The 26,830-nt window shown below is 53.1% G+C and carries 20 protein-coding genes and 1 pseudogene; 13 read left to right on the forward strand and 8 right to left on the reverse strand.

Annotation, left to right across the window (positions count from 1 at the left end; all coding sequences use genetic code 11):
* Positions 1 to 367 precede the first annotated feature (367 nt).
* The 4 genes from ACSSNI_RS04225 to ACSSNI_RS04240 all read left to right on the forward strand — a co-directional run bounded on the left by ACSSNI_RS04225 (position 368) and on the right by ACSSNI_RS04240 (position 5,663).
* Complete coding sequence (locus ACSSNI_RS04225; RefSeq protein ID WP_010794547.1) at positions 368 to 1,405, forward strand: helix-turn-helix transcriptional regulator; 1,038 nt, start codon at positions 368 to 370, stop codon at positions 1,403 to 1,405.
* A gap of 194 nt (positions 1,406 to 1,599) precedes the next feature.
* Complete coding sequence (locus ACSSNI_RS04230; RefSeq protein ID WP_003298470.1) at positions 1,600 to 2,199, forward strand: OLD family protein; 600 nt, start codon at positions 1,600 to 1,602, stop codon at positions 2,197 to 2,199.
* Between the two features lies 1 nt (position 2,200).
* On the forward strand, positions 2,201 to 3,949 hold the full coding sequence (locus ACSSNI_RS04235) for a P-loop NTPase family protein (RefSeq protein ID WP_232249129.1): 1,749 nt from the start codon (positions 2,201 to 2,203) through the stop codon (positions 3,947 to 3,949).
* Positions 3,921 to 5,663, forward strand: coding sequence for a LeoA/HP0731 family dynamin-like GTPase (locus ACSSNI_RS04240; RefSeq protein WP_102829208.1), 1,743 nt, complete (start codon positions 3,921 to 3,923; stop codon positions 5,661 to 5,663). Before ACSSNI_RS04235 ends, ACSSNI_RS04240 begins: the two co-directional genes overlap by 29 nt.
* Before the next feature lie 294 nt (positions 5,664 to 5,957).
* Here ACSSNI_RS04240 and radC read toward each other — a convergent pair whose 3' ends face one another.
* From radC to ACSSNI_RS04260, 4 genes are all read right to left on the reverse strand, one after another.
* A complete protein-coding gene (gene radC, locus ACSSNI_RS04245; protein WP_448258972.1) occupies positions 5,958 to 6,455 on the reverse strand; it encodes a RadC family protein in 498 nt (165 codons plus the stop codon).
* A 28-nt stretch (positions 6,456 to 6,483) separates the two neighbouring features.
* Complete coding sequence (locus ACSSNI_RS04250) at positions 6,484 to 7,386, reverse strand: recombination directionality factor (protein WP_102829207.1); 903 nt, start codon at positions 7,384 to 7,386, stop codon at positions 6,484 to 6,486.
* An 88-nt stretch (positions 7,387 to 7,474) separates the two neighbouring features.
* The gene (locus ACSSNI_RS04255) at positions 7,475 to 8,479 is read right to left on the reverse strand and encodes a YqaJ viral recombinase family nuclease (protein WP_102829206.1); all 1,005 of its coding nucleotides are present in this window, start codon (positions 8,477 to 8,479) and stop codon (positions 7,475 to 7,477) included.
* 75 nt (positions 8,480 to 8,554) lie between these two features.
* Positions 8,555 to 9,523, reverse strand: a complete 969-nt coding sequence (locus tag ACSSNI_RS04260; protein WP_102829205.1) for a DUF932 domain-containing protein — start codon at positions 9,521 to 9,523, stop codon at positions 8,555 to 8,557.
* A gap of 704 nt (positions 9,524 to 10,227) precedes the next feature.
* Between ACSSNI_RS04260 and ACSSNI_RS04265 the strand changes: the two genes are divergently transcribed.
* The 3 genes from ACSSNI_RS04265 to ACSSNI_RS04275 all read left to right on the forward strand — a co-directional run bounded on the left by ACSSNI_RS04265 (position 10,228) and on the right by ACSSNI_RS04275 (position 13,283).
* Positions 10,228 to 10,434 carry a helix-turn-helix transcriptional regulator gene (locus tag ACSSNI_RS04265; RefSeq protein WP_003298461.1) on the forward strand — a complete coding sequence of 69 codons (207 nt, stop codon included), beginning with the start codon at positions 10,228 to 10,230 and terminating at the stop codon, positions 10,432 to 10,434.
* Positions 10,435 to 10,483: 49 nt separating this feature from the next.
* On the forward strand, positions 10,484 to 11,983 hold the full coding sequence (locus ACSSNI_RS04270; RefSeq protein ID WP_375666568.1) for a YfjI family protein: 1,500 nt from the start codon (positions 10,484 to 10,486) through the stop codon (positions 11,981 to 11,983).
* Between the two features lie 208 nt (positions 11,984 to 12,191).
* A complete protein-coding gene (locus tag ACSSNI_RS04275) occupies positions 12,192 to 13,283 on the forward strand; it encodes a YagK/YfjJ domain-containing protein (protein ID WP_448258973.1) in 1,092 nt (363 codons plus the stop codon).
* 6 nt (positions 13,284 to 13,289) lie between these two features.
* Here the strand turns inward: ACSSNI_RS04275 and ACSSNI_RS04280 are convergent, their stop codons facing one another.
* From ACSSNI_RS04280 to gltA, 4 genes and pseudogenes are all read right to left on the reverse strand, one after another.
* Entirely contained in the window at positions 13,290 to 14,309 is a 1,020-nt protein-coding gene (locus ACSSNI_RS04280; protein ID WP_146029399.1) for a hypothetical protein, read from the reverse strand.
* 20 nt (positions 14,310 to 14,329) lie between these two features.
* On the reverse strand, positions 14,330 to 15,688 hold the full coding sequence (locus ACSSNI_RS04285) for a tyrosine-type recombinase/integrase (protein WP_010794541.1): 1,359 nt from the start codon (positions 15,686 to 15,688) through the stop codon (positions 14,330 to 14,332).
* Positions 15,689 to 16,107: 419 nt separating this feature from the next.
* Positions 16,108 to 17,213, reverse strand: a pseudogene (locus tag ACSSNI_RS04290) (IS3 family transposase).
* A gap of 329 nt (positions 17,214 to 17,542) precedes the next feature.
* On the reverse strand, positions 17,543 to 18,814 hold the full coding sequence (gltA, locus tag ACSSNI_RS04295; RefSeq protein ID WP_200639447.1) for a citrate synthase: 1,272 nt from the start codon (positions 18,812 to 18,814) through the stop codon (positions 17,543 to 17,545).
* A 362-nt stretch (positions 18,815 to 19,176) separates the two neighbouring features.
* On the opposite strand from gltA, the gene sdhC reads away from it, so the two are divergent.
* The 6 genes from sdhC (at position 19,177) to odhB (ending at position 26,820) form a co-directional block, all read left to right on the forward strand.
* Positions 19,177 to 19,551 carry a succinate dehydrogenase, cytochrome b556 subunit gene (gene sdhC, locus ACSSNI_RS04300; protein ID WP_159968054.1) on the forward strand — a complete coding sequence of 125 codons (375 nt, stop codon included), beginning with the start codon at positions 19,177 to 19,179 and terminating at the stop codon, positions 19,549 to 19,551.
* Entirely contained in the window at positions 19,545 to 19,913 is a 369-nt protein-coding gene (sdhD, locus tag ACSSNI_RS04305; protein WP_200639448.1) for a succinate dehydrogenase, hydrophobic membrane anchor protein, read from the forward strand. Before sdhC ends, sdhD begins: the two co-directional genes overlap by 7 nt.
* Positions 19,914 to 19,916: 3 nt before the next feature.
* Positions 19,917 to 21,689, forward strand: a complete 1,773-nt coding sequence (gene sdhA / locus ACSSNI_RS04310; RefSeq protein ID WP_200639449.1) for a succinate dehydrogenase flavoprotein subunit — start codon at positions 19,917 to 19,919, stop codon at positions 21,687 to 21,689.
* Positions 21,690 to 21,699: 10 nt separating this feature from the next.
* A complete protein-coding gene (locus ACSSNI_RS04315; RefSeq protein ID WP_045426311.1) occupies positions 21,700 to 22,404 on the forward strand; it encodes a succinate dehydrogenase iron-sulfur subunit in 705 nt (234 codons plus the stop codon).
* 290 nt (positions 22,405 to 22,694) lie between these two features.
* Positions 22,695 to 25,526 carry a 2-oxoglutarate dehydrogenase E1 component gene (locus tag ACSSNI_RS04320; protein ID WP_200639450.1) on the forward strand — a complete coding sequence of 944 codons (2,832 nt, stop codon included), beginning with the start codon at positions 22,695 to 22,697 and terminating at the stop codon, positions 25,524 to 25,526.
* 67 nt (positions 25,527 to 25,593) lie between these two features.
* On the forward strand, positions 25,594 to 26,820 hold the full coding sequence (odhB, locus tag ACSSNI_RS04325) for a 2-oxoglutarate dehydrogenase complex dihydrolipoyllysine-residue succinyltransferase (RefSeq protein ID WP_200639451.1): 1,227 nt from the start codon (positions 25,594 to 25,596) through the stop codon (positions 26,818 to 26,820).
* Positions 26,821 to 26,830 lie beyond the last annotated feature (10 nt).

Genomic DNA, 26,830 nt, shown 5'->3' on the forward strand with positions numbered 1-26,830 from the left:
GGGCGCGACTGGTTCACCCAGTGTCCTAAGTGTGGAAGCGAGTCGCTGAAGCACGTACCTGCTTCGCAGCGGGAGATACTAAAGGCCCGGCTCGAGCAGTTCTTCCGGTTGCATTCGTGAAGTGAGGGTGGCTGAGCGCCTGCTGAGGTTGCGTTTAGCTCTTCTCGGGCTTGCTTCGCCCGGTATGGCGTTACAGCGCAACCAACGAGGCGTGCTGGAGCTGGCCCCCCACGGCGTATGAGCTCGAGACTTGATGCGTTTCCTTAGCTGCTGCACTTGTGTGATGGCGCTGTGATATCGGGGCTTGATACGATTGCTATTATTTGACGCTGCGATTCTGGCGCGCAAGCAGACCTTAAGGATTTCTATGTCTGAAGCGAAGGATACGCTACTCCGGCTTTTCGCTCTGCTACGGTTGATTCCAACCGAGCCTCGACGGATTGCTACGCCTACCTTGTTAGAGAAATTAAGGGACCGTGGCTTCTCTGTCACGCTCCGGTCAATTCAGCGCGACCTGCATCGACTCTCTACACCGTTCTCTCTGCAATGCGACGACAGCGAGACGCCTTTTCGCTGGAGCTTCACTCGCAATGCGCCGCTGAACCTCTTGGAGATGGATACGCCAACCGCATTGGCGCTCTATTTGTCCGAAAGCCATCTTGCGACGCTTCTTCCCCAAGGTGTGATTGATCAGTTGCGCCCGCAGTTTCACAGAGCACGCAACTACCTCGACGGTCTGGGTCGGAACGGTCTGGCGGACTGGGCGCGTCGTGTACGGGCATTGCCCAACGGCAAAACGCTGTTGCCGGCACAGCTGGTACCTGGCGTATGGGGAATCGTGTCTGAGGCGCTATTGACGCAGAGACAGCTTCAAATTGGCTATTGCAGCCGCAGCAAGGAGGCGCTGACGAGTCTCCGAATATATCCAGCAGGCCTAGTTTCCCGTCACTCTATCAGCTACCTGCTGGGTTCCGTCGAGGGCTACGGTGATCTCCGCCAATTTGCGCTTCACCGTATTCACCAAGCCGAAATCCTCAACCTCGCTGCCGATCGTCATCAAGACTTCGATGTTGACCGATACATCGCGAGTGGCGTTTTCAATTTACGCGAGGGCGATGAGCAGGTCGAACTCATTGCCGATGTCCACCCTCAGCTCGCCGCCCTGCTGAGAGAGACGCCGTTGAGCTGTGAGCAAACTATTAGCGTGCGCTCCGGTAGTGATTGGCCACGGCTCGTCGCACATGTGCCACTGGATAGGGAAACGCTTTGGTGGATTTTCGGGCTGAACGACCAGATTCACGTACATGCGCCCCAAGTCTGGGTGGACGAAATAAGGCAGCGACTTGAGTCTCTGCGCAAGATGTACCGAACGACCGAAAGCGGGACCGATACGCCGCTGCGTTAGGTTTTGCTGCGGAAAGACTTGAACTGATCTACAAGCCTCAAGAACGAGCGAAACATGCCGAATCTTGAGTCTGAAAGCATTTTTCGAGGCCGCTTCAGCTCTTCTTTCCAAGGCTGATCGACTTTTTGTACAGAGCCTAGAGCACCCTAATCGCCCGGCTAGACCGCTGCGCAATTTAATTAGAGAGCATGATAATGACCAGCACCGCCGAAAATTTCAGCCGCTTATATAGCGATGTGTCCCAGAGCATAGCCAATGCCATGGCGGACATTGCTGAGCTAAAGGTGGACCATAAAGACGGCCAGCAACAACTGAGCAACATGATGCTCAGACTTCGTGGAATACAGGAAGGGTTCGATCAGGAATTGGAGTTTCTTGAAGAGCATGCTGAATGGGACAGATTCACCATGGCGTTCTTTGGTGAAACAAACGCGGGCAAGAGCACGATCATCGAATCGCTTCGGATCCTGTTCAAGGAGGAGTCACGCCGGAAGCTTTTGGAGGAGAACGATCAAAACCTCGCTTCCTTCGAGTGCGCGCTGCTTGAACACATTGAAAGGGTGCGTGCCGGACTGAACAAAGTTTACGCCGAGCACGCCGCCGAGATTGCATCCATTCGCGAGAGCACAAGGCAGCTTTCCGCGATTGTTCAAGATGAGGCGGAGGCTCGCCTGAAGATTGCTCGGGAAGATATGAGCGCAAGAGTCAGGCGAATGCTGGCGCTCGCTGCGGCGGCAGGTCTCGCAGCTGGAGCAGGCGCTTATGCAATCTTCAGCATGCTGATCGGGGGTTGAGATGGGGCGTCCTGAGGAGTTCGGCGATCTGTTCGATGCCGCTACGCGCAATACTCCGGTTCCGGCACCTGTGCCCGAAAGCCCGAAGCAAATAGTGTTAAAAGCCGCTTCACCGGTGCTACGGCCATTGCTCAATGATGACCTTCCCAGGCTGACGCAGCTGCTGGTCGAGTTCGAACGGCACAGGCAATCGGCACGTCGGGTAGATGGCTCTATCATCGGAACCGGTGAAGCCGATTTCACCAAGGGCAATACGACGTACACCCTCAACTACAGGGATAAGACCTTTCTGCTTGTCGATGTTCCGGGGATTGAGGGTGATGAGGCGCGGTACGTTGACGAGGTTCGCAAGGCGATTGCCAGGGCGCATCTGGTTTTCTACGTCAACGGAACGCACAAAAAACCGGAAAGGGCCACGGCAGAAAAGATCCGCTCGTATCTACGTCGCGGTACGAAAGTCTGCCCCCTATTCAATGTGCGCGGCAGTGCCGATGCGTATGAATTCGAGGAGGATCGTCTTTCACTGGCGCAGCAGGGTGGAGCTGGCGCTGCGTTGGAGCAGACGGTTGAAGTACTGGAGTCGGTGTTAGGAACAGAGGTTCTGCTGTCGGGCCATTGCGTACAGGGTTTGCTGGCCTTCTCTTCGCTGGCCTACGACGCGAAGACGGCCAGTACAACCATTGATCCCACCCGTAATCGTGACCTAGTCATTCAGCAGCGCAATTACCTGAAGTACTTCGGTTCGACGAGGCAAATGTATGAATTCAGCCAGATAAAGGCTGTCGCTCAAGTCCTGCATAGCAGAATCGATACGTTTAGAGACGACATTGTCGAAAGCAACAAAATCAAGGTGAGAGAGTTGCTTGCCGAGAACTTGACCGTTCTCCATGAATGCCTGAATGGGCATCGGGCCTTCATGCTCAGCATTGAGCCCGAGTTCGAAAAATGCCGCTCTGCCTTTGATGAATCGCTCAAGAGCTTCAAGCGACTGGTCTATGCCGGCCGAAAAACTATGTGGATTGGGCTGTTTAACGATCTGATTGATAGGTCTGACGAAATTGTCGCCGAGCACTTCGGTGAGGGTGAGCGTATCCAGGATGAGATCGGTCGAGCCTACAGGAAACTCCAGAAGGATGCTGCCAAGGGGGTGGAAAAAAATCTGGTTGAAAATGTTGAGCAGTTGCAGCAACTGCTTCAGCAGGCAATGACACGTTTGATTGAGGATGTTCAACGTGTTGAGTTTCAACAACGTGTGGATCTTAAGGCGGGCCACAAGTGGGCACTAGAGAGCAAAGACGACTTGGGTTGGGGACTCGGGCTCCTTGATTTTGGTTCGATGGCCTTTCAGATCGGCAGCTATGCGATGGCCGGTTTCGGTATTGGTAGCGCTTTTCCGGGAGTAGGCAATGCAATCGGGGCGGCAGTAGGTGCGGCGATTGGACTGCTCATGAGTCTGGTGAGCTTGTTTGGCGGCAAGGACAAACGCATCAGAAAGGCCCAGTCGCAGGTGAGAGAAAAGATTGAGGAAGTTCAGGACGAAGTCCTGCAGGGGCTAGAAAAGGAGGTTGAAAGTCTCGTAGTCACAATCGAAGGCGCCTTCTACAAGGACATGCTTTCCCAGGTAGATGATCTGTATGACAGCTTGCGTCGGCCAGAGAAGATACTCGAAAAACAGATCGCGATGATGACAAAGTTAAAAGAAAACTTAGAGAAGATGCCATATGGAACAATTCAAGCAGTTCAATATTGAAAAGCAGGCTGCCATCGATACGCTCGAAAATCTCCGCGAAGTCGTGGTTGAGCTTGGCAAGGTTGGCATCGATGTAGACGACGATCTTCAAAAGATTGCTTCGGCCCTGCAGTCTGTTCGGTCCGATGTGCTCCGAGTTGCATTGCTCGGGGCGTTTTCCGATGGGAAAACCAGCGTCATCGCCGCTTGGCTTGGGAAGGTGATGGATGACATGAAAATCGACATGGATGAGTCTTCCGACCGCCTGGCGATTTATAAGCCCGAGGGTTTGCCGGACAAGTGTGAGATCGTCGATACACCCGGTCTCTTTGGCGATAAGGAAAAGAATATTGATGGGGAGCAGGTGATGTATGAGGACGTCACCAAACGTTACATATCCGAGGCTCACCTTGTTCTGTACGTGGTGGATGCGACCAATCCTTTGAAGGACAGTCACACCGATATAGTCAGGTGGGTACTGCGCGACCTCAACAAGCTGACCTCGACCGTGTTCGTGATTAACAAGATGGACGAGGTTACGGATCTCACCGAGCAGGCTCTGTTCCAGGAACAGGCCGTCATAAAAAAAGACAACCTCAAGGCGAAGCTGCAGAGAGCTGCGAACCTCAGTCCTGACGAGATGGCTCGCCTAAACATCTGTTGCATTGCCTCCAACCCAAATGGCCGCGGCCTGAATTTCTGGTTCGGTAAGCCCGAGCAGTATGAAAGTCGTTCCCGAATAAACGATCTCAAGGCTGTGACCGGTCAGATTCTTAAAACGAACGTGCCCGAAGTGCTTATTGCTAAGACGGGACTGGACGTCGTCAGGGATCTGGTGGGCCAGAGAGTGGCCTATGCAGAAGGTCAGTTGATGGAGTTGGAGGTTTTTGCTAAGCAGAATGAACAGGAGTCTGCTCGCATCAGGGACGATATCAGCCAAGGAAGACGCGAGGTAAAGCGTTTGGCCGGAGAAGCCTTCAACGAGCTTCGGGGGCTCGAAAGTCGTTTGCTAGGGCGGCTGCGACCGCTGGCGCTCGAGGATATTCGGGGCTTTCTCGACGACGAGATTGGTTATTCTGAACAAGGCGCAGGGTACATATTGCATGGTCAAATCAAGACCGTGATCGACAGGTTCTTCGACATGTCGTCTGCTGTGACCAGCCGCCTTTCGCGGGATATTGGAAGCCAGCTCAACTCAAGCGAGAGCTTTGTCAGCTCCATGGGGCAGGGCGCACTCAAATCATTGGGCGGAGCCGCAAAGAGCCTTGCAGGCGTAAGCCCTGAGGCTATCAAGGCCACCATATTTGTCGCACGCGACACACTCGGCAAGCTGACGGGTTACGTCTATAAATTCAAGCCGTGGGAAGCAACAAAGCTAGCGGGGAATATCTCCAAGTGGGCGGGGCCGGCGGGCGCGGCCTTTACGCTTGGGGCAGATCTTTACGGAGCCTATAAGGAGCGTGAACTAGAGCAAGAGCTTTTGCAGACAAAGGCTTCGATTGCCGAACTAATCAAGGATGCTTTCAAAGACATATATGATGTGCTTGGTAACGATGAGCGAGTGTTTGAATTCTTCGCTCCACAGATCAAACAGTTCGAGAAAATCGTCGCGGAAATAGACGGAAAGAGCGATGAAATACGGGCCAGCAGGGAGAGAGTCAGGCTTGTTCAGCAGAAACTCAAGGCCCTGGAGCTTCCGGGGACCGTCGCGAGACCTGCTCTAGCTTCCGTATAGTGTCGGTGCCGATATGGCCCGTGGCTGGGTCGTATCGGTTATCCAGTCATGCTAGGCCGACCTATCTTCTGCATCGGCGGCCAGTATGCCTCGGTTTCGAAAATACGCATGGGTGCCGTCTGCACGCTTTATCACGCCCACGTAATGCGAACGCGCAAAAAAAAGATGCCGCGGTTAGCGTGAGCAACCGAGCGGCTGCTCACGCTAGTTCATCCAGAATTCCGAATCGCTGTTGGGCTGGCACACGACCGACCCAAGGTACTGCCGGAAGCGCCGTATTGGATTCGGTTGCTCTTATAAGCAGCCCTGTTCCGCAAGCGACACGCAGCCTTCCTGGCTGACGACGACGTGATCCAAAGTTCGCACCCCGACCAGACTCAGCGCTTCCTTTAGATTGATGGTCAGCGCGCGATCCGCCTGGCTAGGTTCGGGATCGCCGGAAGGATGGTTGTGAACCAGGATCATGGCAGCAGCGTTGTGCTCCAGAGCAATCTTGACGACTTCCCTGGGGTAGACGCTTGCACCATCCAAGGTGCCCCTGAACAGCTCGTGGAAGGCAATGACCCGGTGCTTGCTGTCCAGCATCAGCAGAGCGAAGACTTCGTATTCATAGGCCTCCAGCACGGCCTGCAGGTGGCTGAATACATCCCGTGGCGCGGTCAGTTGTCGTCCCCGGCGCAGGCGTAAGCTGGCCAGCTGTTTGGCCATCAGTAGGATGTCGGCTTCGGTGACCGGCGATTCGATCAGGTAGGTGCCAGCGGTCTCGCCGGCCTTGATTTTGTGCAGTCTCATCATCAGCTCCTTTGGCAGGGTGGTCAGCTCAGGCATTCAGGGATTGGTGCTGGGCTTCTAGCTTTTCAGCCAGGCTGGGCTTGCCCGAGGGGTGAGTGGTGGATCTAGAGCGGTGCTCATCGCTGCTGCTTTCAGCGGGGAAGAACTCCTCGACGATGGCGCCGACGTCTTCCTCGCTGTCCTCGAAGGCGCCGTTGCCGAAACCGCGCTTTGCCGCTTCGTCTAGCGCGTTCTGATCGAAACCCGCCGCTTGCCGCTGTTCATCGAGCTCACCGGCCAAGCGCAGCGCCTCAGTCATGTCCATGCAGCTGCGTACTGTCAGGTCGGTGTAGAAGATCGGCGTGCCGTGGCTCTGGCGAGTGGACTTGCCGCGTAGTCGCAGCTCTAACGGCAGGCAAGCCAAGCGGTTGCCGGAGATGGCCTGGAAGTAGTGAAGGCGAGCGGCCAGGGTGCGGATACTGTTGAAGCCGGTGGTGCGGAACACAAAGCTGCCCAGCGGATCCTCGTCGCCAATGACCACGTTCAGCCGGCCATACGGCTTGCAGGCACCGCCTTTAGCCAGCGAGCAGGCATCCGGTGAAGGGCAGGGCAGTACCTGCATGCCGTCCTGGTTAACCCGCTTGCAGGTCTCGCCATTGCCTACGCAAACGGGGCGACCCGATTGCCGGTCAAAAAGTGTGTAATCCGCTCGGAAATTCAGCTCCGGTTCATTGAACAAAAGACGTACCGGAATGCTGCGCAGCTTGTCGTCTTTACCTTGGCGCAGCTCATCATTGAGCGGATGCACTAGCCAACCGTCGCGGCTCTGTACCTGGGAAGTGATGGTGAATTGATCGTCCTTTTCCGGCAGGCGCTTGCCGTTCTTTTCGATGACCTTGCCGATGGAAATCCGCCCGAGCACCGGCGGAGTAATAGCCAGACCTTTGAGCATGGTGGTTCTCCTGGAAATGAAAAAAGGCCAGCCACACAGCGCGAACTGCATGGGCTGGCCTAGGGGGGGAGTGATGAAGAGGTTGAAATTAGCCGACCAAGAAACGCCGTGCGCCGGGTTTGATCAGCGAATATTTGGCTTTTAGGTGCGGTCTCTCCTTGAGTAGCCGGGCCACGTCGAAGCCGATGCTGTCTTTGGCTTTACGCCAACTGATGTATCCGCCGGTGAAATCAGCCCGACCCGCTTCGCCCATGGCCTGTTGCAGCATCTGCTTGAGCTGGGCTTCACGCTTTTCCTTATCGGCAATCGCTTGGCGCAGTGCTTTGAGCTCAATGTAAGCCGCTGACAATCCAGCATGACCGCTGAAATCAACGGTCTCGCCTGAATCCGTTGGAAACAGGCAGCGTAGAGCGGTCTCGGCCGAAGCTGAACCGTCAGCGGGTGGTGGGGTATCCGTTTCCACGTACTGCCAGAAACGGTGTTCGAGCTCGATCAGGCGAGCAATCATCTGCTCATCTCGCTCAATGCGATGAATCTCCAGGTGTTGCCCACCGAGCACAACCGCCACATCGGCAGCCTGCTTGCCTGTAACGGCGAGCTGGTGCATCACCTGCAACTGCACATATTCCGGCACGCCCTCTTTCCAGAGGCGTGCCCCGTTTATGCCGGCTGTCTTGCATTCGAGGATCTGCACGTCGTCGGCACCGATAACCTCTCGGTCTATATTGGCCAGCATCCAGGACAGCTCCGGATCAGGGTGCTGCAGTACGGCATTGACGCGGCGGACCTTGTTTTTGGTGCGCTTACTGTAGTGCCACGCCACAATGGGTTCCAAGACGTTGCCCCAGTACATTGGGCTGTCCTCATCATCAGGATCGGTTTTTGGCAGTCCGGTATCGCGTCCGGTCTTTTCCAGCCACAGCTCCAGCTGCGACTTGTAGGGGTTGAGGCCGACGGCTGCAGCTGCATCGGAACTGCCGATGCCTTGCTTGCGGATCTGCAGCCAGTCTTCGCGAGGCAATTCCTTGGTGCTGATCAGGCGTAGAGCTGGTCGGGAGTTGCTGGGGCTGCGGTTCAATGAAATGGCTGACATCATGCTTCTCCTGCAGACATAAAAACGCCCAGCCAGCGTGAAGCTGACCGGGCGATACGGTTGAGATGGGGCGGGTTAGGCAGTGAGTTGCAGGGCTGCATCCAGGGCGCGTTGCTTGATCTGTGCGCCTTGGCCAAACCAAGCAGAATCCAGCCGGTATTCGGTGCTGCGTGCACGCCGCTCGTGATCTACGTATTCGGTCACGGCATTGAGCAAACCCCATGCAGTGCCTTTGGCCGACTCCAGCTGACTGCCCCGGCCACGGCCTTCGAACAGCTCCTGAACCTTGCGCAGGGCGCGCTCGTTGGGCAGCTGTTCAGGAAGCTGGCTGGTCGGACTGACCTCGCACATGACGTTAATAAAGAAGCCCATTGCCTCATGCCACTGCACCTTGCGCTCAGCCAGATGGCGCATGCGGTACATGAAGTCGTCCCATTGCGAGACGGCTATACCGAGCTGCTTCTTTACCATATTCGGATCGAAGCGAGTGTTGTGCGGCACTTTGATCGCTCGGCTGGTGCTGTCCAGGGCGATGGTCAGGGTGTTGTTGCACACCACGCGAACAGTGGTCGGCGTTGCGGTGGTGGCCAAGGTACCGTCGCACGACGTAGCCAAAAGCAGATAGCCGTTGACCTGGTCGTTACGCTTGATCGCCGTGCCTTGCCCAGTGCGTGCAAGCGCCCAGAACTTGCGCCCACCCTTGAGCACACCAGCGGTTTCCAGCTCGTAGCCGGAGACCTCGGTGAGATCCCGGTAGAACTCCAGTACCTCGCGTGGCTGCACTGTTTGATAACGATTGGAGACCACCGAAAGCGGAGCCTTAGTATCTGAACGGTAGAGCACCTTCTGTTCCGGAAAGGAATGGATCGTGCCCAAGTGACCGATGGCATCCGATTTGAAGTGCACAGGGCTTTCCAGGATTTGCCAGTCCATGCCGGCTTCACGTTGCCAGATTTCAATAGGTTGTTTCTGCGGCAGGTTGTTGCCTAGGCCGTGCCAAGGGGTGGCGCCAGCGTAGGCCATGGCTTCGACGAGATGAGCCATTGCAGTACTCCTTTATGGTTTATACGTCATAACGTTTCATTGATTGGTAAAGGGAGTCAGCGATCACTTTGTGTAAAAGCAGTGCCGCAGTGGTGACACTCATAATTGTCGAGTACGTGAGAATCGATCTCCTCACCCATCTTGGCTCCGGCAAGGCCCCCGGCAGTTCCACCTGCCAGGCCACCTAGAATCGCGCCCGCTAGGCTTCCCAGCGTCATCCCTACTGGACCAGCGAAAGCCCCAATAAGAGCGCCGCTTTTTGCACCGGCCATAGCGCCGGCTGCTCCGCTCGCTGTACCGCCAACGGCACCGACAGCACCGCCGATCTTGCGACCATGATTGCGAGCCACGACTCGAAGAGAACCGCAGGAAGGACAGCAAATACTCATCATTCAGACTCCTGTTCAAAAGAAGATACCCAAAGGTAGAAACGAGCCTTTCGTGCCCGTCTTCCTATGGGTAATACATCTCTTAAATCTTTTTGAATCAGGTTTGGCCTACAAAACTAGGAACTCACGGCTCTGAGGTTTGATGGCTATTCCAGCTATTAGTAGCTGGAATGCTGTTTACCCTTTTCAAAATTCATAACGTTAGGCAACGTTAGCTCATTTTTCTTTGGATCTAGATTCATGGCTTATAGGATCTGCGCAACCAATCAAAAGGAGAACGCAATTATGTCCAGCAAAAGATTAGAGCCATTGGTAATGCTTCGTCTTAGAGATGTTTTAAATCGAACAGGACTTTCAAGGTCAACTATTTACAACAAGCTAGATGCAAGTTCACCGCACTACGATGAGAAATTTCCAAGGCAGGTGCGTGTTGGGAGTGGGGCAGTACGATGGATAGAATCCGAAATAGATTTATGGATTGAGAAGTGCATAGTTTCATCAAGGGAAAACGGTGCGCAATAGATTGCTATTGGGGATGGGTAAGTAGGTCTAATGTCAACTGGAGAAAGGTATGAGCTATAGAGGTGAAAAGTGGAATAAAGAGTGTGATGTTGTGCTAGACGATGATCGAATTTCAATTAGTTCGCTGCCGTTGTTGAGCTCTGCAATAAATGAGGCGGAGCGCAATATACAAGCGCCGAGAGGGCTGCTTTTGAATGCTGCATTAACAGCAGCCTCCATAGCTTTGCAGGGGCTCATAGACGTAAATAAGCCGAACAATCAGAAGGTTCCTGTTTCCTTGATGCTTTTAGCTATAGCGAATTCAGGAGAAAGAAAGTCTACGGCTGACAACGTTTTTTTAAGATCTATTAGGGAGTTTCAATCCAAACAGGCCGTGGCGTTCTCCGCAAAGCTGCAGGATTGGAGGGCGGCGCATGACGGTTGGTCCGTTAGGCGTAAAGCGGTTCTAAGGAATATTGAAAAACAAATGTCGAAAGGACTATCGACTAAGGAGGCTGAAGAGGCACTAGTTACGCTAGGTCGTGAGTTTCCAGTGAGGCCAAAAGAATTCAAAATACTTTATGAGGACTCAACATCTGAAGCTCTGTTTTATGGAATGTATAAAAACTTGCCTGCGGCGGGTTTGGTTTCTAGTGAGGGGGGAGCGGTTCTAGGTGGTCGAGCTTTTAACGATCTTTCAAAGCAAAATACAATTTGGAGTGGAGATAGTATTACGGTTGATCGTAAGGCATCAGAAAGCTTTCAGCTTATTGGAGGGCGGTTGACAGTTTCAATGATGGTGCAAGACAGTGCTTTTTCAGAGTACATGAAAAATAAGGGAGAGCAGTCAAGAGGCTCCGGACTGTTGGCAAGATTCTTATTATGCCGCCCTCAATCTAAGCAAGGCACCAGGTTTATTGACGGTGTAACAGCGACATGGTCGTGTGTGGATAAATTCAATGAGCGCATTGAACAACTTCTGGTAAGAAATTTGAAGAAATTTGAAGCTAAGGCTTTTGGAAGGGATCTAATACATTTTGATGATGATGCTTCTCGGTATTGGATAGGCATTGCAAATGAAATCGAATCAAAGATTTGCAAAAATGGATTGATGGATGGGTTGGGAGATCATGCTTCAAAACTTGCGGATGTAATTTGTCGACTGGCAGCGTTGTTCCACTATTTTGAAGGGTTTACTGGAAATATCTCAATCAGTACGCTGAAAGCAGCCGAGGGTGTCGCTAAGTGGTACTCAGATAATTTTATAAAATTATTTAGCTGTGCAGCCAGGGAGAATTTTGACGCGCGAGAGTTGGATGTTTGGCTAGATACGTTGCGAATGTCTGGTAGGCGGGTGATTAAAAAAAATTATATTAGGCAGTATGGACCGGTTAAGTTTAGAAAGAAAGATACTATTGATAGATTGCTTGGTTATCTCGTAAGTAATGGAGTTGTACAATATTGTTCATGGCCTGGTGATAAGACAATTTATGTGGATGTCAGCCCAAGGCAGGGCGTTATGCCGGCCATACCGATTTACGTGAATTCCACTAACTTCTCAACGATCTAAGTCTGATTGGACCTCTCTGCCTTCAAAGTTTTGTTGTGAATACTCTAAATTCATGAGCATCTTGTTGGTATTAATTTTTGGTTTACTATTTAATTTAATAGTTAATTAACTATAGCCATATGGTTATCTAGTTCAATGATGCTTTACATTAATGCTTAATGCCATGATGCCAACATCATGGCATTGTTAGAGGTAATGGTGATTCATGATGTATGAGGATAAAGACTGGATTGATTATGAAGGTGTAACAGGATTGATAGTAGAGGATCTTGAAGAGATTCCTCTACTAAGGCTAGAGGAAAGCTTGTTGCTTGATCTGCGTAGGATTGAAAAAATGATGAGGCGCTTGGAGATTTGTAAAGAGAGTAATCTTTTTACATGCTTCATTGAGAGAGGGGTTGTGAGGATAAAAGCTAAAAGGCTGGGGAATGATTTTGTGTTGAGTTTACTTCAAGGTGTATATAAGTTTGATTATCATTTTCCAGTTCATGAGGTCAATCCTTACATTGAGGTTTTTTATAAATGCATTAAGCGTCTCGATGAATCATTTATGTTTGATGGTTGGGAGAGGTTGATTGATAAGGATGCTGTGGTCTTTTCAGAAGCAATGAACCGTCTCGTTTGCTTTGCACGAAGTGAGATGTCCGGCAAGGCTTTCAAAAAATTGAAAGGCCGGTTTTATAAGGCATCAAAAAAAAGATCAGACAGCTTGGATAGTTACATAGATGCACTTTTCGATAAGCACTCTAGGTTGCTTGTGGTCAGAGTTGATCTTTCTTATCGCGCCGACTTCTTTAACAAAGACGATAGATTTGATGAAAAGCTAGCTCTTGTGAAAGCGCATTGGGCTGCGATGCAAAGGGATCTTTACAAGGGAAAGCCAGCTGATAGCCTTCTTGGATTCGCCTGCAAGCTTGAGTATGGGCAGTTGAAAGGGTTTCATCTCCATCTGTTATTGTTCTATAACGGTTCAGTTCGTCGTCAAGATGGTGTATTGGGCAAAATGGTGGGAGAGCATTGGAAATATTCTGTCACAGCTGGCGCAGGGACATATTTTAACTGTAACGCTGTGAAGACGAAATATCGGCACTTGGGAATAGGTATGATTAATTTTGATCAGACGAGGTGTAGAGATGCTTTAAAAAATCGTGTGGCATCTTATCTTACTAAAATTGATTACTGGGTTCGTTTGTCTCCATGTAAAGGGAGAGCTTTCTTTAGAGGTAATATGCCCAAGAAGAATACAGTGAAGAGAGGGCGCCCTAGAAAGCTCTATAGATTGGTTGCTTCTGAACTTTAAAGGCTGTTATTTGTTTGTCTTTTTTACTTTTAAGCTGATGATGGTGGTGGCTGCGGTAGCCATAATTTTTGTGAATCCGTGTTTATTGATGAGTTCGCTTTCTATTGTTTGTGCTTTGTCCCGCCTTCCGCCTTTCTTCAAGAAATTATCTTCGACAGCTTTTGCAGTTTCGTTGATTATGGTTAGTGCGCTTGATCGATGATTACCAGTTACTTTGTTGCTTGTTTTTTTTGGGGCTGATCGATAAAGCTCATCTGGGATCACAGATAAGGCTGCTTGCTCAATAAGGCGAGCTTTAGGGGTGTTCCATTTTTCGCTTAGCCAGTCTTCAATATTTTTGAGAATTTCATCTCGATTGTTATGGTTTATTCTTGAAAAGAATAAATCAGACGCTCTGTTGAGAACTAAGAGCTTTTCGGACATCCAGTAGTCTTTGATAGTTGAGTTTGCCTCGCTATTTGTGTCGCCAGTTAGTTTGGCCTTTAGTGAGCTATATGCGTCAGACGTTATATGGATGTCGTTTTCGGTTAAAGGGAAATCTATTAATGATGGCTCTCCTGCTCGTGATGACAGAAATACTCCTGAGTCAATAAATATTGGTGTAAGTGGCGAGTGAGCATTTCTAAATAACTGTTGTGCTGATTTTTTTGTAAGTGTTCCTTCAGTTGTCTGAAGGTAAATTGATTGGAATTTATTTACTAACGTCTTGCCGAAACTTATCGCATCAAGCCAATCTGTGAGGGATATAGTTAAAAAGAGCACATTTTCGCTTAGCTTGTTGCAGGAGTCATGCTCGTCGCTAAATGGTGTCCCTTTTCGCTTCTTGTAATGGTCTTTTATGGTTTTTGGTTCATTTGAATTTAGAATGATTGCTGAGCCGGATGTGTAAATATCACAATTTCCAGGGCGACGAACTAAAAGGTCTATTTTTAATTGAATAAGATTTTCTTTCAGCTCTGACTCTGAGAGTTTATATTCTTTCCGAATTTCTGTGATAGGTATTATTTGGCTATTGCTGTTTTCCATTCTTTAGTCCAGATTCTGAGCTAGCCATTAAAATGTGAATCATCTTTTTGAAGGAGATTTGATAAGTGGTCGCCAAGGATGTTCCAAGCATTAGCCATTTCTTTTGTATAGCTGTGACGTTGGTATGTTCGTTTCACCTTATTTTCTTCGGTATGATTTAGGCATCGCTCTGCTACCTCAGGAATAACACCCAGCGCAGTCATCAAAGTTGCACCTGTCCGCCTTAGATCGTGTGGAGTCCATTTTCCTCCTTTTAGAATTAAAGCTTGAGCGTTGGCGCTGCGGTTGCTCATTACTTTTTGGTTTGTTTGGCGCTGCCTGTCCCCCAATTGTTTGGTCACGGTCTTCGAACAGACAGGGCCGGTATTTTTTGTATTGGGGTAACACCATTGACTTTTGTTAGATAAAATTTTGATTTTTTCGAATTGTTGAATCGCAAATTTGGAGAGGCTGATACTGTGAGCCTTTCCATTTTTGCTGTCTTCTGGGGGGATAAGCCAAATACCGGTATCCAGATCGACATTATCCCAACGAGCATTTATTAGTTCGCCAATACGGCAGCAGGTAGAGAGCGCAATCCAGATTGCTGCCTCTGTCGAGGGGAGCAGACCGGCTGCTGGTGCTTGCCTCGCTAAAGCACGAAGTTCTTCGTCGTTCAGCACCCTGTCTCGTTCAACGTCCTTGCCACCAATCTTCGCTTTGCGGATGCTAGCGGTAGGGTCGTGATCGATTAAGTCCCTATCAACGGCGAATCGGAACATTTGCCGCATAAGGCTGAAGATCATCTTGGCCATCCGATTTACGCCACGGGCAAGCAAAGCGTCCGTCACTTCGGTGATATGGCCTTTCTTTACCTCATCGATAGGTATGCTGCCTAGGAGTGGCAAGACGTCCTTATTGAACATGCGGCGTACTTCATCTCCGCCGTCTTTACGGTTGATCAAATCAACCTTGGCCCAGTGATCAAATAGGTCTTGGACGGTCTTTCTGGCGGCTTGTCGAGCCCGTGCTTCTTCTGCAGCGGCTTTCTCGGCTGCAACTCGGGCTTGCTCTGCTTCACGAGCCGCTTTTCGATCATCTTCTTCGGCCTGAATGTACTCCCGCAGATCGCGAATTCCACCCTGATAGAGACGCGAAAGCTCGCCTGCCTTCGTCCGGGCTTCCTTTAGGGTTAATCCATCTACCCCGGCTGGGTCATACACCCCAAGCGGAAGGAAAATGCGCTCACTGCTTGAGCTCGTGTAGCGAAAGTAAAAATGGCGTTCCCCATTCGGTCGTAGCCTTGCCATGAAGCGACCGCAACCACGCGGCGCATCTTCGATTAGCCAAGTCGGCTTATCTGGCTTTGCATTCATTTGTTTGTCGGTAATCGTAGCCATCGCATCCTCGCCAATCCCGGTCACCGTTTGGTCACCGTTTCTCGTAGGCTTGCTTGGTATCCTATTGCATGCGATTGGACAGAGAAATCCCTGGATGGCCTGTTTTTACTGGGTTACATCTCTTGCTTTGGATTTCTTTGTAAGGTAATGGATCATGAATTACCTTTATGGGGTGCAAGGGGTCGAGTGTTCGAATCACTCCGTCCCGACCAAAAAAACCTAAAAAATCCAGTCACCTCGCGGTGGCTGGATTTTTTTATTTCTGGGGCCTGCAAAATACCAGCAAAACCCCTCGTCAAGCTGCTGGGCGCGGGCTGAGCTATGTTTGGGCTCGAATCGCCACCTGTATCGCTTGGGCAAAGGGAAACAGCATGGATCGCCTGTTTGCGAACTTGTCGCCAGAGAGCTCTATGTAGTGGTCAACCCGTCCCGGGCAGTGGGTTAAGTTTCTCTTCGGCCACCGCCGGTGGTAGCCCGCCGTTGCACTGATGCGGTCTGATCCAGTTGTGGCGGTGCATCAGGTAGTGGCTGATGTCCCGCTGAGCTTCCTGTGCCGTCAGGTAGCCAGTTGCCGGAATCCACTCTGACTTTAAGCTGCGAAACAGGCGCTCCATCGGCGAGTTGTCCCAGCAGTTTCCTCGGCGGCTCATGCTCTGCTGCATCCGAATGGAGCAGCATCTGCTTTGGCTTGCCGCGCTACTCGTAGGCCATATCGAGGGCTTTGATTACCGGCTCGGCATCCGGTTTGGCGGAGAACGCCCAGCCAATCACCCGACGCGTGTGCAGATCCAGCACTGCGGCCAGGTAGTGCCGACAACCTTGCACCCATACGTAGGTGATGTCGCCGCACCACACTTGGTTCGGGCGCTGGACAGCGAAATCGCGATTCAGCCGATTCGGGATATCCCGGGCGCTCAACCGTGGCCTGCTTGTAGGCGTGTGCGCTCGGCTGCTTGCTGACCAGCCTCAACTCACGCATCAGTCTACGCACACGGAAACGGCCAATCGCCACGCCGTCCTCGTGCGGCATGCCCAGGATGCTTCGGCTGCCAGCCAGGCCTCGGCTTTGGCTAAACAACTCGCTGGCCCGACTACGTAGCGCGACGCGGCGAGCATCGACACGGCGACGTCGAAGGCGACGTCGAAGGCGACGGGCCTAGTAGCAAGACCGCGTCCCATCGAAGGCTGAACAGACCACTTCTACCGGCTCCTGCTCACTCAAGTGGTCTATCGGCGCGTACGATCGAGTTCGTCCTATCAAGAGAGTGGTAGCCTTTTTTAATATTGCTTTCTCCCGCTCCAGCCGATTGATCCTGGCCTCTAGCTCTTGGAGTTTCTGTTGCTAGGGTGTCAGTGCTTTGCTATTTGGGGTAACGCCCTGGCGCTCGTCTTGGAGTTGTTTCACCCGGCGGCGTAATGCCGAGTCCACGACGCCCAGCGAACGGCAGGCCTCGATATGGCTGTAGCCCTGATCTAGTGCCAAGGCAGCTGCCTCGGTGGAAAACGTACGTCGTTGCTTGCTCATCGAGCACCTCTTGATGGCGAGGATTTTCGCCAAAATCGGTGTCTGGGATCAGTAGACCACTACACTAGCCGGGTTGCCAGGTTGGTTTCGGCTATTGACCTGGGAAGGAGGGGGCTGGCGGTGTGGCTCGATGAGGGTGAGATGGTTGCCTTGGCGGCCGACGTGCTTACGATAAATACGTAGGTTTGCGTGTATTTGATCCGCAAAATGCACTGTGGGATAACTTGCTTTGCCTAACAAGAAAACGCCCGGCGTGCGGCGCCGGGCGTCTGAGGGTGCCTTATCCTGAAGGCCTATAGGCCTACTTCAGGTTGGCGCTTTGCTCTAACTTAGCGAGGCAGGTCGCGCTGCGGGTGGCCAGTGTACAGCTGGCGTGGGCGACCGATCTTCTGCCCCATCGCAATCATTTCTTTCCAGTGCGATATCCAGCCGACTGTGCGTGCCAGTGCGAAGATCACTGTAAACATGCTAGTCGGAATGCCAATCGCCTTGAGGATGATGCCGGAGTAAAAGTCAACGTTCGGATAAAGGTTGCGTTCGGCGAAGTAGGGATCATTCAGGGCGATCTCTTCAAGCTTCATGGCGAGTTCAAGCTGCGGGTCGTTGATGCCGAGTTCGCTCAGTACTTCGTCGCAGGTCTGCTTCATCACCTTTGCGCGTGGATCGAAATTTTTGTACACGCGATGACCGAAGCCCATCAACTTGAACGGGTCGTTCTTGTCCTTGGCCTTGGCCAGGAATGCCTCAATGTTCGAAACATCACCGATCTCATCCAGCATGGTGAGTACGGCTTCGTTGGCGCCGCCGTGTGCTGGGCCCCAAAGTGCTGCAATGCCTGCCGCGATGCATGCGAAAGGGTTGGCGCCAGTAGAGCCGGCAAGGCGTACGGTGGACGTCGATGCGTTTTGCTCGTGATCTGCGTGCAGAATGAAGATGCGATCCATGGCTTTGGCCAGGACCGGGCTGATCGGCTTCACTTCACACGGTGTGTTGAACATCATGTGCAGGAAGTTTTCGGCGTAGTTAAGATCATTTCGCGGGTACATCATCGGCTGACCCATGGAGTACTTGTATACCATGGCAGCGAGAGTCGGCATCTTGGCGACCAGGCGGACCGCGGAGATCTCGCGATGATGTGGGTCGTTAATGTCTAGGGAGTCGTGATAGAAGGCTGAAAGTGCGCCTACAACGCCGCACATGATAGCCATCGGGTGCGCGTCGCGGCGGAAGCCGTTAAGGAAGGACTTGAGCTGCTCATGAACCATTGTGTGGTTCTTGACGGTGCTGATGAACTTCGCTTTTTCTTCAGCTGTTGGCAGTTCGCCGTTGAGCAGAAGGTAGCAGGTCTCGAGGTAATCAGCTTTTTCGGCCAGCTGCTCGATCGGGTAGCCGCGGTGTAGCAAAATACCCTTGTCACCATCGATATAGGTGATCTTGGATTCGCAAGAGGCGGTGGACATGAAGCCGGGGTCGAAAGTGAAGCGACCCGTGGAGGTCAAGCCTCGTACGTCGATTACGTCGGGCCCTACGGTGCCGGATAGAACGGGCAGTTCGATGGCGTCTGCGCCTTCGATGATCAACTGCGCTTTGTTGTCAGCCATGTATGGCCTCCTGTTTTATGCTTGGAATCATCATGGCCCCCCACGCAGGGCCCGCATCACTATAGTGAGATAAATCACAAAGTCAATTTGGGCGAGCCGCCAGCTGTAGAGGGGTTTAGGGGTGAATTCGCATCACAGAAAAGGCTATTTACGCGAATTACAAACCCAGGCGCCATCCGCCTTTAGTGGCACTTCACCACATTGTCATTAGCGACCTAACTGTTTATAATCGGCGACCGACCGGCAGGGGCCTTACAGGCAGTTTCCTGTGGGTTGTCACTCGTGGGTGGCGGGTACCGCTGCGTGCTCTTCCCAACAACTTTGCCCTGCGGTTTCGGGGCTCTCAAGTGTGATAAAAAGCCGTGAAAAGCCAACGACCTGTAAACCTAGATCTTAGGACAATAAAACTCCCAATCACTGCTTACACCTCAATCCTTCACCGCATTTCCGGCGTGATCTTGTTTGTTGGTGTGGCCGTTCTACTGCTTGCGCTTGATGTCTCTTTGTCTTCTGTCGAAGGCTTTGAAGATGTGAAGGCGTATCTCGGTAGTCCGCTGGCTAAGCTGGTGGTCTGGGCTTTGCTCTCTGCCTTGCTGTATCACCTGGTGGCCGGTGTGCGCCATCTGGTCATGGATACCGGCCATGGCGAAACGCTGGAAGGCGGGAAGCTAGGCTCGAAAATCGTTTTGGCCGTATCGGCGGTGCTGATCGTTCTGGCGGGAGTTTGGATATGGTAACCAATGTCACCAACTTTTCCCGCTCGGGTCTTTATGACTGGATGGCTCAGCGCGTTTCAGCGGTGGTCCTGGCGGCTTATTTTCTGTTCCTGATCGGATACCTCATGGCAAATCCGGGGCTGGACTACGCTCAGTGGCATGGGTTGTTCTCTGCTCAGTGGATGCGCATCTTCAGTCTCCTTGCACTCGTTGCCCTCAGCGTTCATGCGTGGGTTGGTATGTGGACGATTTCCACTGACTACCTGACCAGCATGGCTATCGGTAAGTGGGCAACCGGCGTGCGTTTTCTCTTCCAGGCGGTGTGTGGCATAGCCATGTTCACTTTCTTCGTCTGGGGCGTGCAGATTCTTTGGGGTATCTGATCCATGGCTAGCATTCGTACTCTTTCCTATGACGCCATCATTATTGGTGGTGGTGGCGCGGGCATGCGTGCCGCGCTGCAGTTGGCTCAAGGTGGCCACAAAACGGCGGTGGTTACCAAGGTTTTCCCGACGCGCTCGCATACTGTTTCCGCGCAAGGTGGCATCACCTGCGCTATCGCTTCGGCTGACCCGAACGACGATTGGCGCTGGCACATGTACGATACCGTCAAGGGCTCCGACTATATCGGTGACCAGGATGCTATCGAATACATGTGTTCAGTTGGTCCGGAAGCTGTGTTCGAACTCGAGCATATGGGGCTGCCGTTCTCCCGTACCGAGCAGGGTCGTATTTACCAGCGCCCATTCGGTGGTCAGTCCAAAGACTACGGCAAGGGCGGTCAGGCGGCTCGTACCTGCGCAGCTGCTGACCGTACCGGTCATGCGTTGCTGCATACTCTGTACCAGGCCAACTTGAAGGCGGGAACGTCCTTCCTCAACGAATGGTATGGCGTAGACTTGGTGAAGAACCAGGATGGCGCTATCGTCGGCATCATCGCGATCTGCATCGAAAACGGCGAAACGGTCTATATCCGTTCCAAGGCTGTTGTGCTGGCGACCGGTGGTGCCGGTCGAATCTATGCATCGACTACCAATGCGTTGATCAATACCGGTGATGGAATCGGTATGGCGCTGCGTGCTGGTGTGCCGGTTCAAGACATCGAAATGTGGCAGTTCCATCCGACTGGTATTGCCGGTGCTGGCGTACTCGTGACAGAAGGGTGCCGCGGCGAGGGTGGCTATCTGATCAACAAGCATGGCGAGCGCTTCATGGAGCGTTACGCGCCAAATGCCAAAGATCTGGCTGGCCGTGATGTTGTTGCTCGATCGATGGTCAAGGAAATCCTGGCTGGCAACGGCTGTGGTCCGGATGGTGACCACGTGATGCTGAAGCTCGATCACTTGGGTGAGGAGGTTCTGCACAGTCGTCTACCTGGCATCTGTGAGCTGTCGAAGACCTTCGCGCACGTTGATCCTGTAACTGCTCCGGTGCCTGTGGTTCCGACCTGTCACTACATGATGGGTGGCATCGCCACTAACATTCATGGCCAGGCGATGACCCAGGATGCCGACGGTAATGACAAGATTATCGACGGGCTTTTTGCGGTAGGCGAAGTGGCATGCGTATCGGTTCATGGTGCCAACCGTCTGGGTGGCAACTCGCTGCTTGACCTTGTTGTCTTCGGCCGTGCGGCCGGTCTCCATCTGGAAAAAGCTCTGAAGGATGGTATCGAGCACCGCGGTGCGACTGAAACCGACCTGGACGTTGCTCTGAATCGTCTCGCCAGCTTGAACGAGCGGACAGAGGGCGAAGACGTCGCTTCACTGCGTAAAGAGCTGCAGAGCTGCATGCAGAACTATTTTGGTGTATTCCGTACCGGCGAATACATGCAGAAGGGTATTGCTCAGCTTGCTGATCTTCGCCAGCGCATCGCTAACGTTAAAATTTCTGACAAGAGCCAGGCTTTCAATACCGCGCGTATTGAAGCGTTGGAACTGCAGAACTTGCTCGAAGTGGCTGAGGCAACTGCCATCGCTGCGGAAAATCGCAAGGAATCGCGCGGCGCACATGCCCGCGAAGATTTCGAAGAGCGTGATGACGAAAACTGGCTGTGCCACACCCTGTACTTTCCGGGTGAGAAGCGCGTAGCAAAGCGTGCCGTGAACTTCTCTCCGAAGACTGTTCCGACTTTCGAACCTAAGGTTCGGACTTACTGAGGTCGCCGATATGTTGCAAGTGAGCGTTTATCGCTATAACCCGGATAAAGACGCAAAGCCCTACATGCAGGATTTTCAGGTCAATACCGACGGTAAGGACCTGATGGTGCTCGACGTGCTTGCCCTTATCAAAGAGCAGGACGAGGGTTTCTCCTATCGTCGCTCGTGCCGCGAAGGCGTTTGTGGCTCCGATGGCATGAACCTGAACGGCAAGAACGGGCTGGCCTGCATCACGCCGCTCTCGTCTGTAGTCAAAGGCAACAAGCTGGTTGTTCGTCCCCTACCCGGTTTGCCAGTTATTCGTGACTTGGCGGTCGATATGGGCATCTTCTATAAGCAGTACGAGAAGGTTCGCCCGTATTTGATGAACGATACCCCGGCTCCGGCTATCGAACGTCTGCAAAGTCCAGAAGATCGGGAAAAGCTTGACGGTCTGTATGAGTGCATCCTTTGCGCTTGCTGCTCCACAAGCTGCCCGTCCTTCTGGTGGAATCCAGACAAGTTTCTCGGACCCGCTGCGCTGCTGCAGGCTTATCGATTCCTAGCCGACAGCCGCGACACCGAGACCGAGAACCGTCTGTCTGCTTTGGATGATCCGTTCAGCGTGTTTCGCTGCCGGGGCATCATGAACTGCGTGAGCGTTTGCCCGAAAGGGCTGAATCCGACCAAGGCCATTGGCCATGTGCGGAATATGCTGCTGCAGAGCGCAACCTGATGCGCCCAAAGCGTCTGCGAGTATTAATAGTAGTCGCAGGCCTTTAATGCTTTACCGCGACACCTACGGCGCCTGAGTTCAACTCGGCGCCGTAGTCTTAGTAGGAACCCCAGCTCACAAAGCCGTGGTTTCGCTCTGAAAATTTGATGACCAGCAGGGGCATCCGGGGTGGTTCTCGGAAACTATCTGCGCGGTCCGTAGTGGCTTTACCTGGGTCGCTGCTTCAGAACTTGGGAAGTCATGCTGCGGTCTCCACGCTGGTGGTGTCTCCTTATCGAAGGTGACCAGACATGCAAGAAAGCGTAATGCAGCGCATGTGGGACAGTGCCCACCTATCCGGTGGTAACGCTGCCTATGTGGAAGAGCTCTACGAGCTCTACCTGCACGATCCCAACGCTGTGCCCGAAGAGTGGCGCACCTATTTCCAGAAGCTGCCCGTCAGCGGTGGCGCTTCGTCCGATGTATCGCATTCGACAATCCGCGATCACTTCGTGCTGTTGGCCAAAAACCAACGCCGCGCTCAGCCTGCTTCGGCCAGTAGTGTCAGTAGCGAGCATGAGAAGAAACAGGTCGAAGTCCTGCGTCTTATTCAAGCGTACCGGATGCGTGGCCATCAGGTAGCCCAGCTTGATCCGCTCGGCTTGCAGCAACGGCCGGCGCCTGCCGACCTGGCAATCAACAACTACGCCCTGACTGACGCTGACCTGGATACGGTTTTCCGTACCGGCGACCTTGCCATGGGCAAAGATCAGGCAACCTTGCGTGAAATTCACCAGGCGCTGCAAGAGACGTATTGCCGCACTATTGGGGCTGAGTTCACCCACATCGTTGATTCAGACCAGCGCAATTGGTTTCTGCAGAGACTCGAAAGCGTTCGTGGTCGGCCGTCTTTTTCACCGGAAATCAAGAGTCACCTGCTTGAGCGGCTGACGGCAGCTGAGGGCCTGGAAAAGTACCTGGGCACCAAATATCCGGGAACCAAGCGGTTTGGACTGGAAGGTGGTGAGAGTCTGATTCCATTACTGGATGAAATCATCCAACGCTCAGGTTCTTATGGCACCAAGGAAATCGTCATTGGCATGGCCCACCGTGGCCGTCTCAACGTACTGGTTAACACCTTCGGCAAAAACCCGCGCGACCTGTTCGACGAATTCGAAGGCAAAAAGGTCGAAGGGCTCAGTTCCGGCGATGTGAAGTATCACCAAGGCTTTTCGTCGAACGTTATGACTCCGGGTGGCGAAATACACTTGGCGATGGCATTCAATCCGTCTCACCTGGAAATCGTTTCGCCGGTCGTTGAAGGCTCCGTCCGTGCACGGCAGGATCGTCGTTGTGATGTGGCGGGCGACAAGGTTTTGCCGGTCACGATTCATGGTGATGCCGCCGTGGCGGGGCAGGGCGTTGTGATGGAAACGTTCCAGATGTCCCAGACTCGTGCGTATCGCACGGGAGGTACCATCCGGATCGTGATCAACAATCAGGTTGGCTTTACCACCAACAGACAAGAAGATGCGCGCTCCACTGAGTATGCGACCGACGTTGCAAAGATGATCCAGGCTCCAATCTTCCACGTGAACGCGGATGATCCTGAGGCTGTTCTCTTCGTCACCCAGCTCGCTGTCGATTATCGGATGCAGTTCAAGCGCGACATTGTTATCGATCTGATCTGCTACCGCCGTCGTGGTCACAACGAGGCGGATGAGCCTAGCGGAACTCAGCCACTGATGTATCAGAAGATCGCCAAGCAGCGCACTACACGTGAGTTGTATGCCGATGCGCTGACGCAATCCAACGTGCTCGACAATGAACGCGTTCAGGCCAAGGTCGACGAGTATCGTGCCGCGTTGGACAACGGTCTTCACGTGGTAAAAAGCTTGGTCAAAGAGCCAAACAAGGAATTGTTTGTTGATTGGCGTCCTTACCTGGGTCATACCTGGACTGCTCGCTATGACACGCGTTTTGAATTAAAGGCGCTGCAGGAACTGTCCAGCAAGATGCTGGCTGTGCCGGAAGGCTTCGTCGTTCAGCGGCAGGTTTCGAAAATTCTTGAAGATCGCCAGAAGATGGGTGCCGGTGCGCTCGCCATCAACTGGGGCTACGCCGAGACACTGGCCTATGCAACCCTGCTGTTCGAAGGCCACCCGGTTCGTATCAGCGGCCAGGACGTGGGCCGTGGAACCTTCTCGCACCGCCATGCGGCGTTGCATAACCAGAAGGACGGCAGCACTTACATCCCGCTACAGCATCTGTACGAAGGGCAGCCTCGCTTCGACCTCTACGACTCCTTCCTGTCGGAAGAGGCGGTGCTGGCGTTTGAGTACGGTTATGCCACTACCATGCCGAACGCATTGGTGGTGTGGGAGGCACAGTTCGGTGACTTTGCCAACGGTGCACAGGTCGTAATAGATCAGTTCATCACCAGCGGCGAACACAAGTGGGGCCGGCTGTGTGGTCTGACCATGCTGTTGCCGCACGGTTATGAAGGGCAAGGGCCAGAGCATTCGTCAGCACGTCTGGAGCGCTATCTGCAGCTGTGCGCCGAGCACAACATCCAAGTGTGCGTGCCGACAACCCCGGCTCAGGTCTATCACATGCTTCGCCGGCAGGCGATCCGTCCTCTGCGCAAGCCTCTGGTAGCGCTGACGCCGAAGTCCCTGCTGCGTCATAAACTGGCGACCTCGACGCTGGAAGATCTAACCCAAGGTTCCTTCCTGACCGTGATTCCGGAGATCGATCAGATCGATCCGGGCAAGGTCGAACGCGTTGTCATGTGCAGTGGCAAGGTTTATTACGATCTGCTGGACAAGCGCCGCAATGAGGGTCGTGATGATATCGCCATCGTTCGGCTGGAACAGCTGTATCCGTTCCCAGAAGATGATTTGGCTGAGGTGCTTGCGCCTTACCAGAACATCAAGAATATCGTCTGGTGTCAGGAAGAACCTATGAACCAGGGCGCCTGGTATTGCAGCCAGCATCATATGCGTCGTGTTGCGGTCGCACACAAGAAGGAGCTGTTCCTGCAATACGCGGGGCGTGAAGCTTCTGCAGCGCCTGCGGTCGGCTACGCCTCCATGCACGCCGAACAGCAGGAAAAACTGCTGCAGGACGCCTTCACCGTTTAATCATTCTTGCAAGAGGCCGCGAACATCGCGGCCTCGATGTAAAAACCGAATCAATAGGACCCAGCTAATGGCTATCGAGATCAAAGCCCCTCAATTTCCGGAATCGGTTGCTGACGGCACCGTTGCGACCTGGCACAAGCAACCGGGCGATGCGGTAAAGCGTGACGAACTCATTGTCGACATCGAGACCGACAAGGTTGTCATGGAAGTGCTGGCAGAAGCGGATGGCGTGCTGAGCGAAATCGTTAAAAACGAAGGGGACACCGTGCTCAGCGGTGAGCTGCTTGGCAAGCTCGACGCAGGTGCTACAGCTTCTGCTCCCGCCGCGTCGGCGCCTGCTGAAGCCGCCGCTCCGGCAGCCCCTGCAGCTTCGGCACCGGCAGCCGGCGCTGATGATGCCATCCTCGCGCCTGCTGCCCGCAAGCTGGCAGAGGAAAACGGCATTGACCCAAACAGCGTCAAGGGTACTGGTAAAGACGGTCGCGTCACTAAAGAAGACCTGGTTGCCGCTATCGAAGCCAAGAAGTCCGCTCCGGCTGCTAGCAAGCCTGCTGCCAGTACTGCTGCTGCTCCTGTTGCAGCCGGCGGTGATCGCACAGAGAAGCGAGTGCCGATGACCCGTCTGCGTGCGAAGGTTGCCGAGCGTCTGGTCGAGGCTCAGTCGAACATGGCGATGCTGACGACCTTCAATGAGGTCGACATGACCGAAGTCATGGCGCTTCGTTCGAAGTACAAGGACCTTTTCGAGAAGACTCACAACGGCGTGCGTCTGGGCTTCATGTCCTTCTTCGTCAAGGCCTCTGTTGAAGCGTTGAAGCGTTTCCCGGCAGTCAATGCGTCGATCGACGGCACCGATATTGTCTACCACGGCTATCAGGACATCGGTGTCGCAGTCTCCAGTGATCGTGGCCTGGTTGTACCAGTCCTGCGCAATGCAGAACTGATGAACCTGGCTGAAGTCGAAAGCGGCATCGCCACCTTTGGCAAGAAGGCGCGTGATGGCAAGCTGTCGATTGATGAAATGACTGGCGGCACCTTCACCATCACCAATGGCGGTACGTTCGGTTCGATGATGTCGACCCCGATCGTGAACCCGCCACAGGCCGCTATCTTGGGCATGCACAACATTCTGCAGCGTCCTATGGCTGTAAATGGTCAGGTGGTTATCCGGCCGATGATGTACTTGGCACTGTCCTATGACCATCGCCTGATCGACGGCAAGGAAGCGGTGAGCTTCCTGGTGACCATCAAAAACCTGCTGGAAGATCCGGCGCGTCTGTTGCTGGACATCTAACAAGCGTCGC

Source organism: Stutzerimonas tianxiuensis, assembly GCF_053470365.1.

What these genes read in the sequence shown, in the direction of transcription:
- ACSSNI_RS04225 (WP_010794547.1), top strand. Translation starts at nt 368, where the DNA reads ATGTCTGAAGCGAAGGATACGCTACTCCGGCTTTTCGCTCTGCTACGG.
- ACSSNI_RS04230 (WP_003298470.1), top strand. Translation starts at nt 1,600, where the DNA reads ATGACCAGCACCGCCGAAAATTTCAGCCGCTTATATAGCGATGTGTCC.
- ACSSNI_RS04235 (WP_232249129.1), top strand. Translation starts at nt 2,201, where the DNA reads ATGGGGCGTCCTGAGGAGTTCGGCGATCTGTTCGATGCCGCTACGCGC.
- ACSSNI_RS04240 (WP_102829208.1), top strand. Translation starts at nt 3,921, where the DNA reads ATGGAACAATTCAAGCAGTTCAATATTGAAAAGCAGGCTGCCATCGAT.
- radC (WP_448258972.1), bottom strand. Translation starts at nt 6,455, where the DNA reads ATGAGACTGCACAAAATCAAGGCCGGCGAGACCGCTGGCACCTACCTG.
- ACSSNI_RS04250 (WP_102829207.1), bottom strand. Translation starts at nt 7,386, where the DNA reads ATGCTCAAAGGTCTGGCTATTACTCCGCCGGTGCTCGGGCGGATTTCC.
- ACSSNI_RS04255 (WP_102829206.1), bottom strand. Translation starts at nt 8,479, where the DNA reads ATGTCAGCCATTTCATTGAACCGCAGCCCCAGCAACTCCCGACCAGCT.
- ACSSNI_RS04260 (WP_102829205.1), bottom strand. Translation starts at nt 9,523, where the DNA reads ATGGCTCATCTCGTCGAAGCCATGGCCTACGCTGGCGCCACCCCTTGG.
- ACSSNI_RS04265 (WP_003298461.1), top strand. Translation starts at nt 10,228, where the DNA reads ATGCTTCGTCTTAGAGATGTTTTAAATCGAACAGGACTTTCAAGGTCA.
- ACSSNI_RS04270 (WP_375666568.1), top strand. Translation starts at nt 10,484, where the DNA reads ATGAGCTATAGAGGTGAAAAGTGGAATAAAGAGTGTGATGTTGTGCTA.
- ACSSNI_RS04275 (WP_448258973.1), top strand. Translation starts at nt 12,192, where the DNA reads ATGTATGAGGATAAAGACTGGATTGATTATGAAGGTGTAACAGGATTG.
- ACSSNI_RS04280 (WP_146029399.1), bottom strand. Translation starts at nt 14,309, where the DNA reads ATGGAAAACAGCAATAGCCAAATAATACCTATCACAGAAATTCGGAAA.
- ACSSNI_RS04285 (WP_010794541.1), bottom strand. Translation starts at nt 15,688, where the DNA reads ATGGCTACGATTACCGACAAACAAATGAATGCAAAGCCAGATAAGCCG.
- gltA (WP_200639447.1), bottom strand. Translation starts at nt 18,814, where the DNA reads ATGGCTGACAACAAAGCGCAGTTGATCATCGAAGGCGCAGACGCCATC.
- sdhD (WP_200639448.1), top strand. Translation starts at nt 19,545, where the DNA reads ATGGTAACCAATGTCACCAACTTTTCCCGCTCGGGTCTTTATGACTGG.
- sdhA (WP_200639449.1), top strand. Translation starts at nt 19,917, where the DNA reads ATGGCTAGCATTCGTACTCTTTCCTATGACGCCATCATTATTGGTGGT.
- ACSSNI_RS04315 (WP_045426311.1), top strand. Translation starts at nt 21,700, where the DNA reads ATGTTGCAAGTGAGCGTTTATCGCTATAACCCGGATAAAGACGCAAAG.
- ACSSNI_RS04320 (WP_200639450.1), top strand. Translation starts at nt 22,695, where the DNA reads ATGCAAGAAAGCGTAATGCAGCGCATGTGGGACAGTGCCCACCTATCC.
- odhB (WP_200639451.1), top strand. Translation starts at nt 25,594, where the DNA reads ATGGCTATCGAGATCAAAGCCCCTCAATTTCCGGAATCGGTTGCTGAC.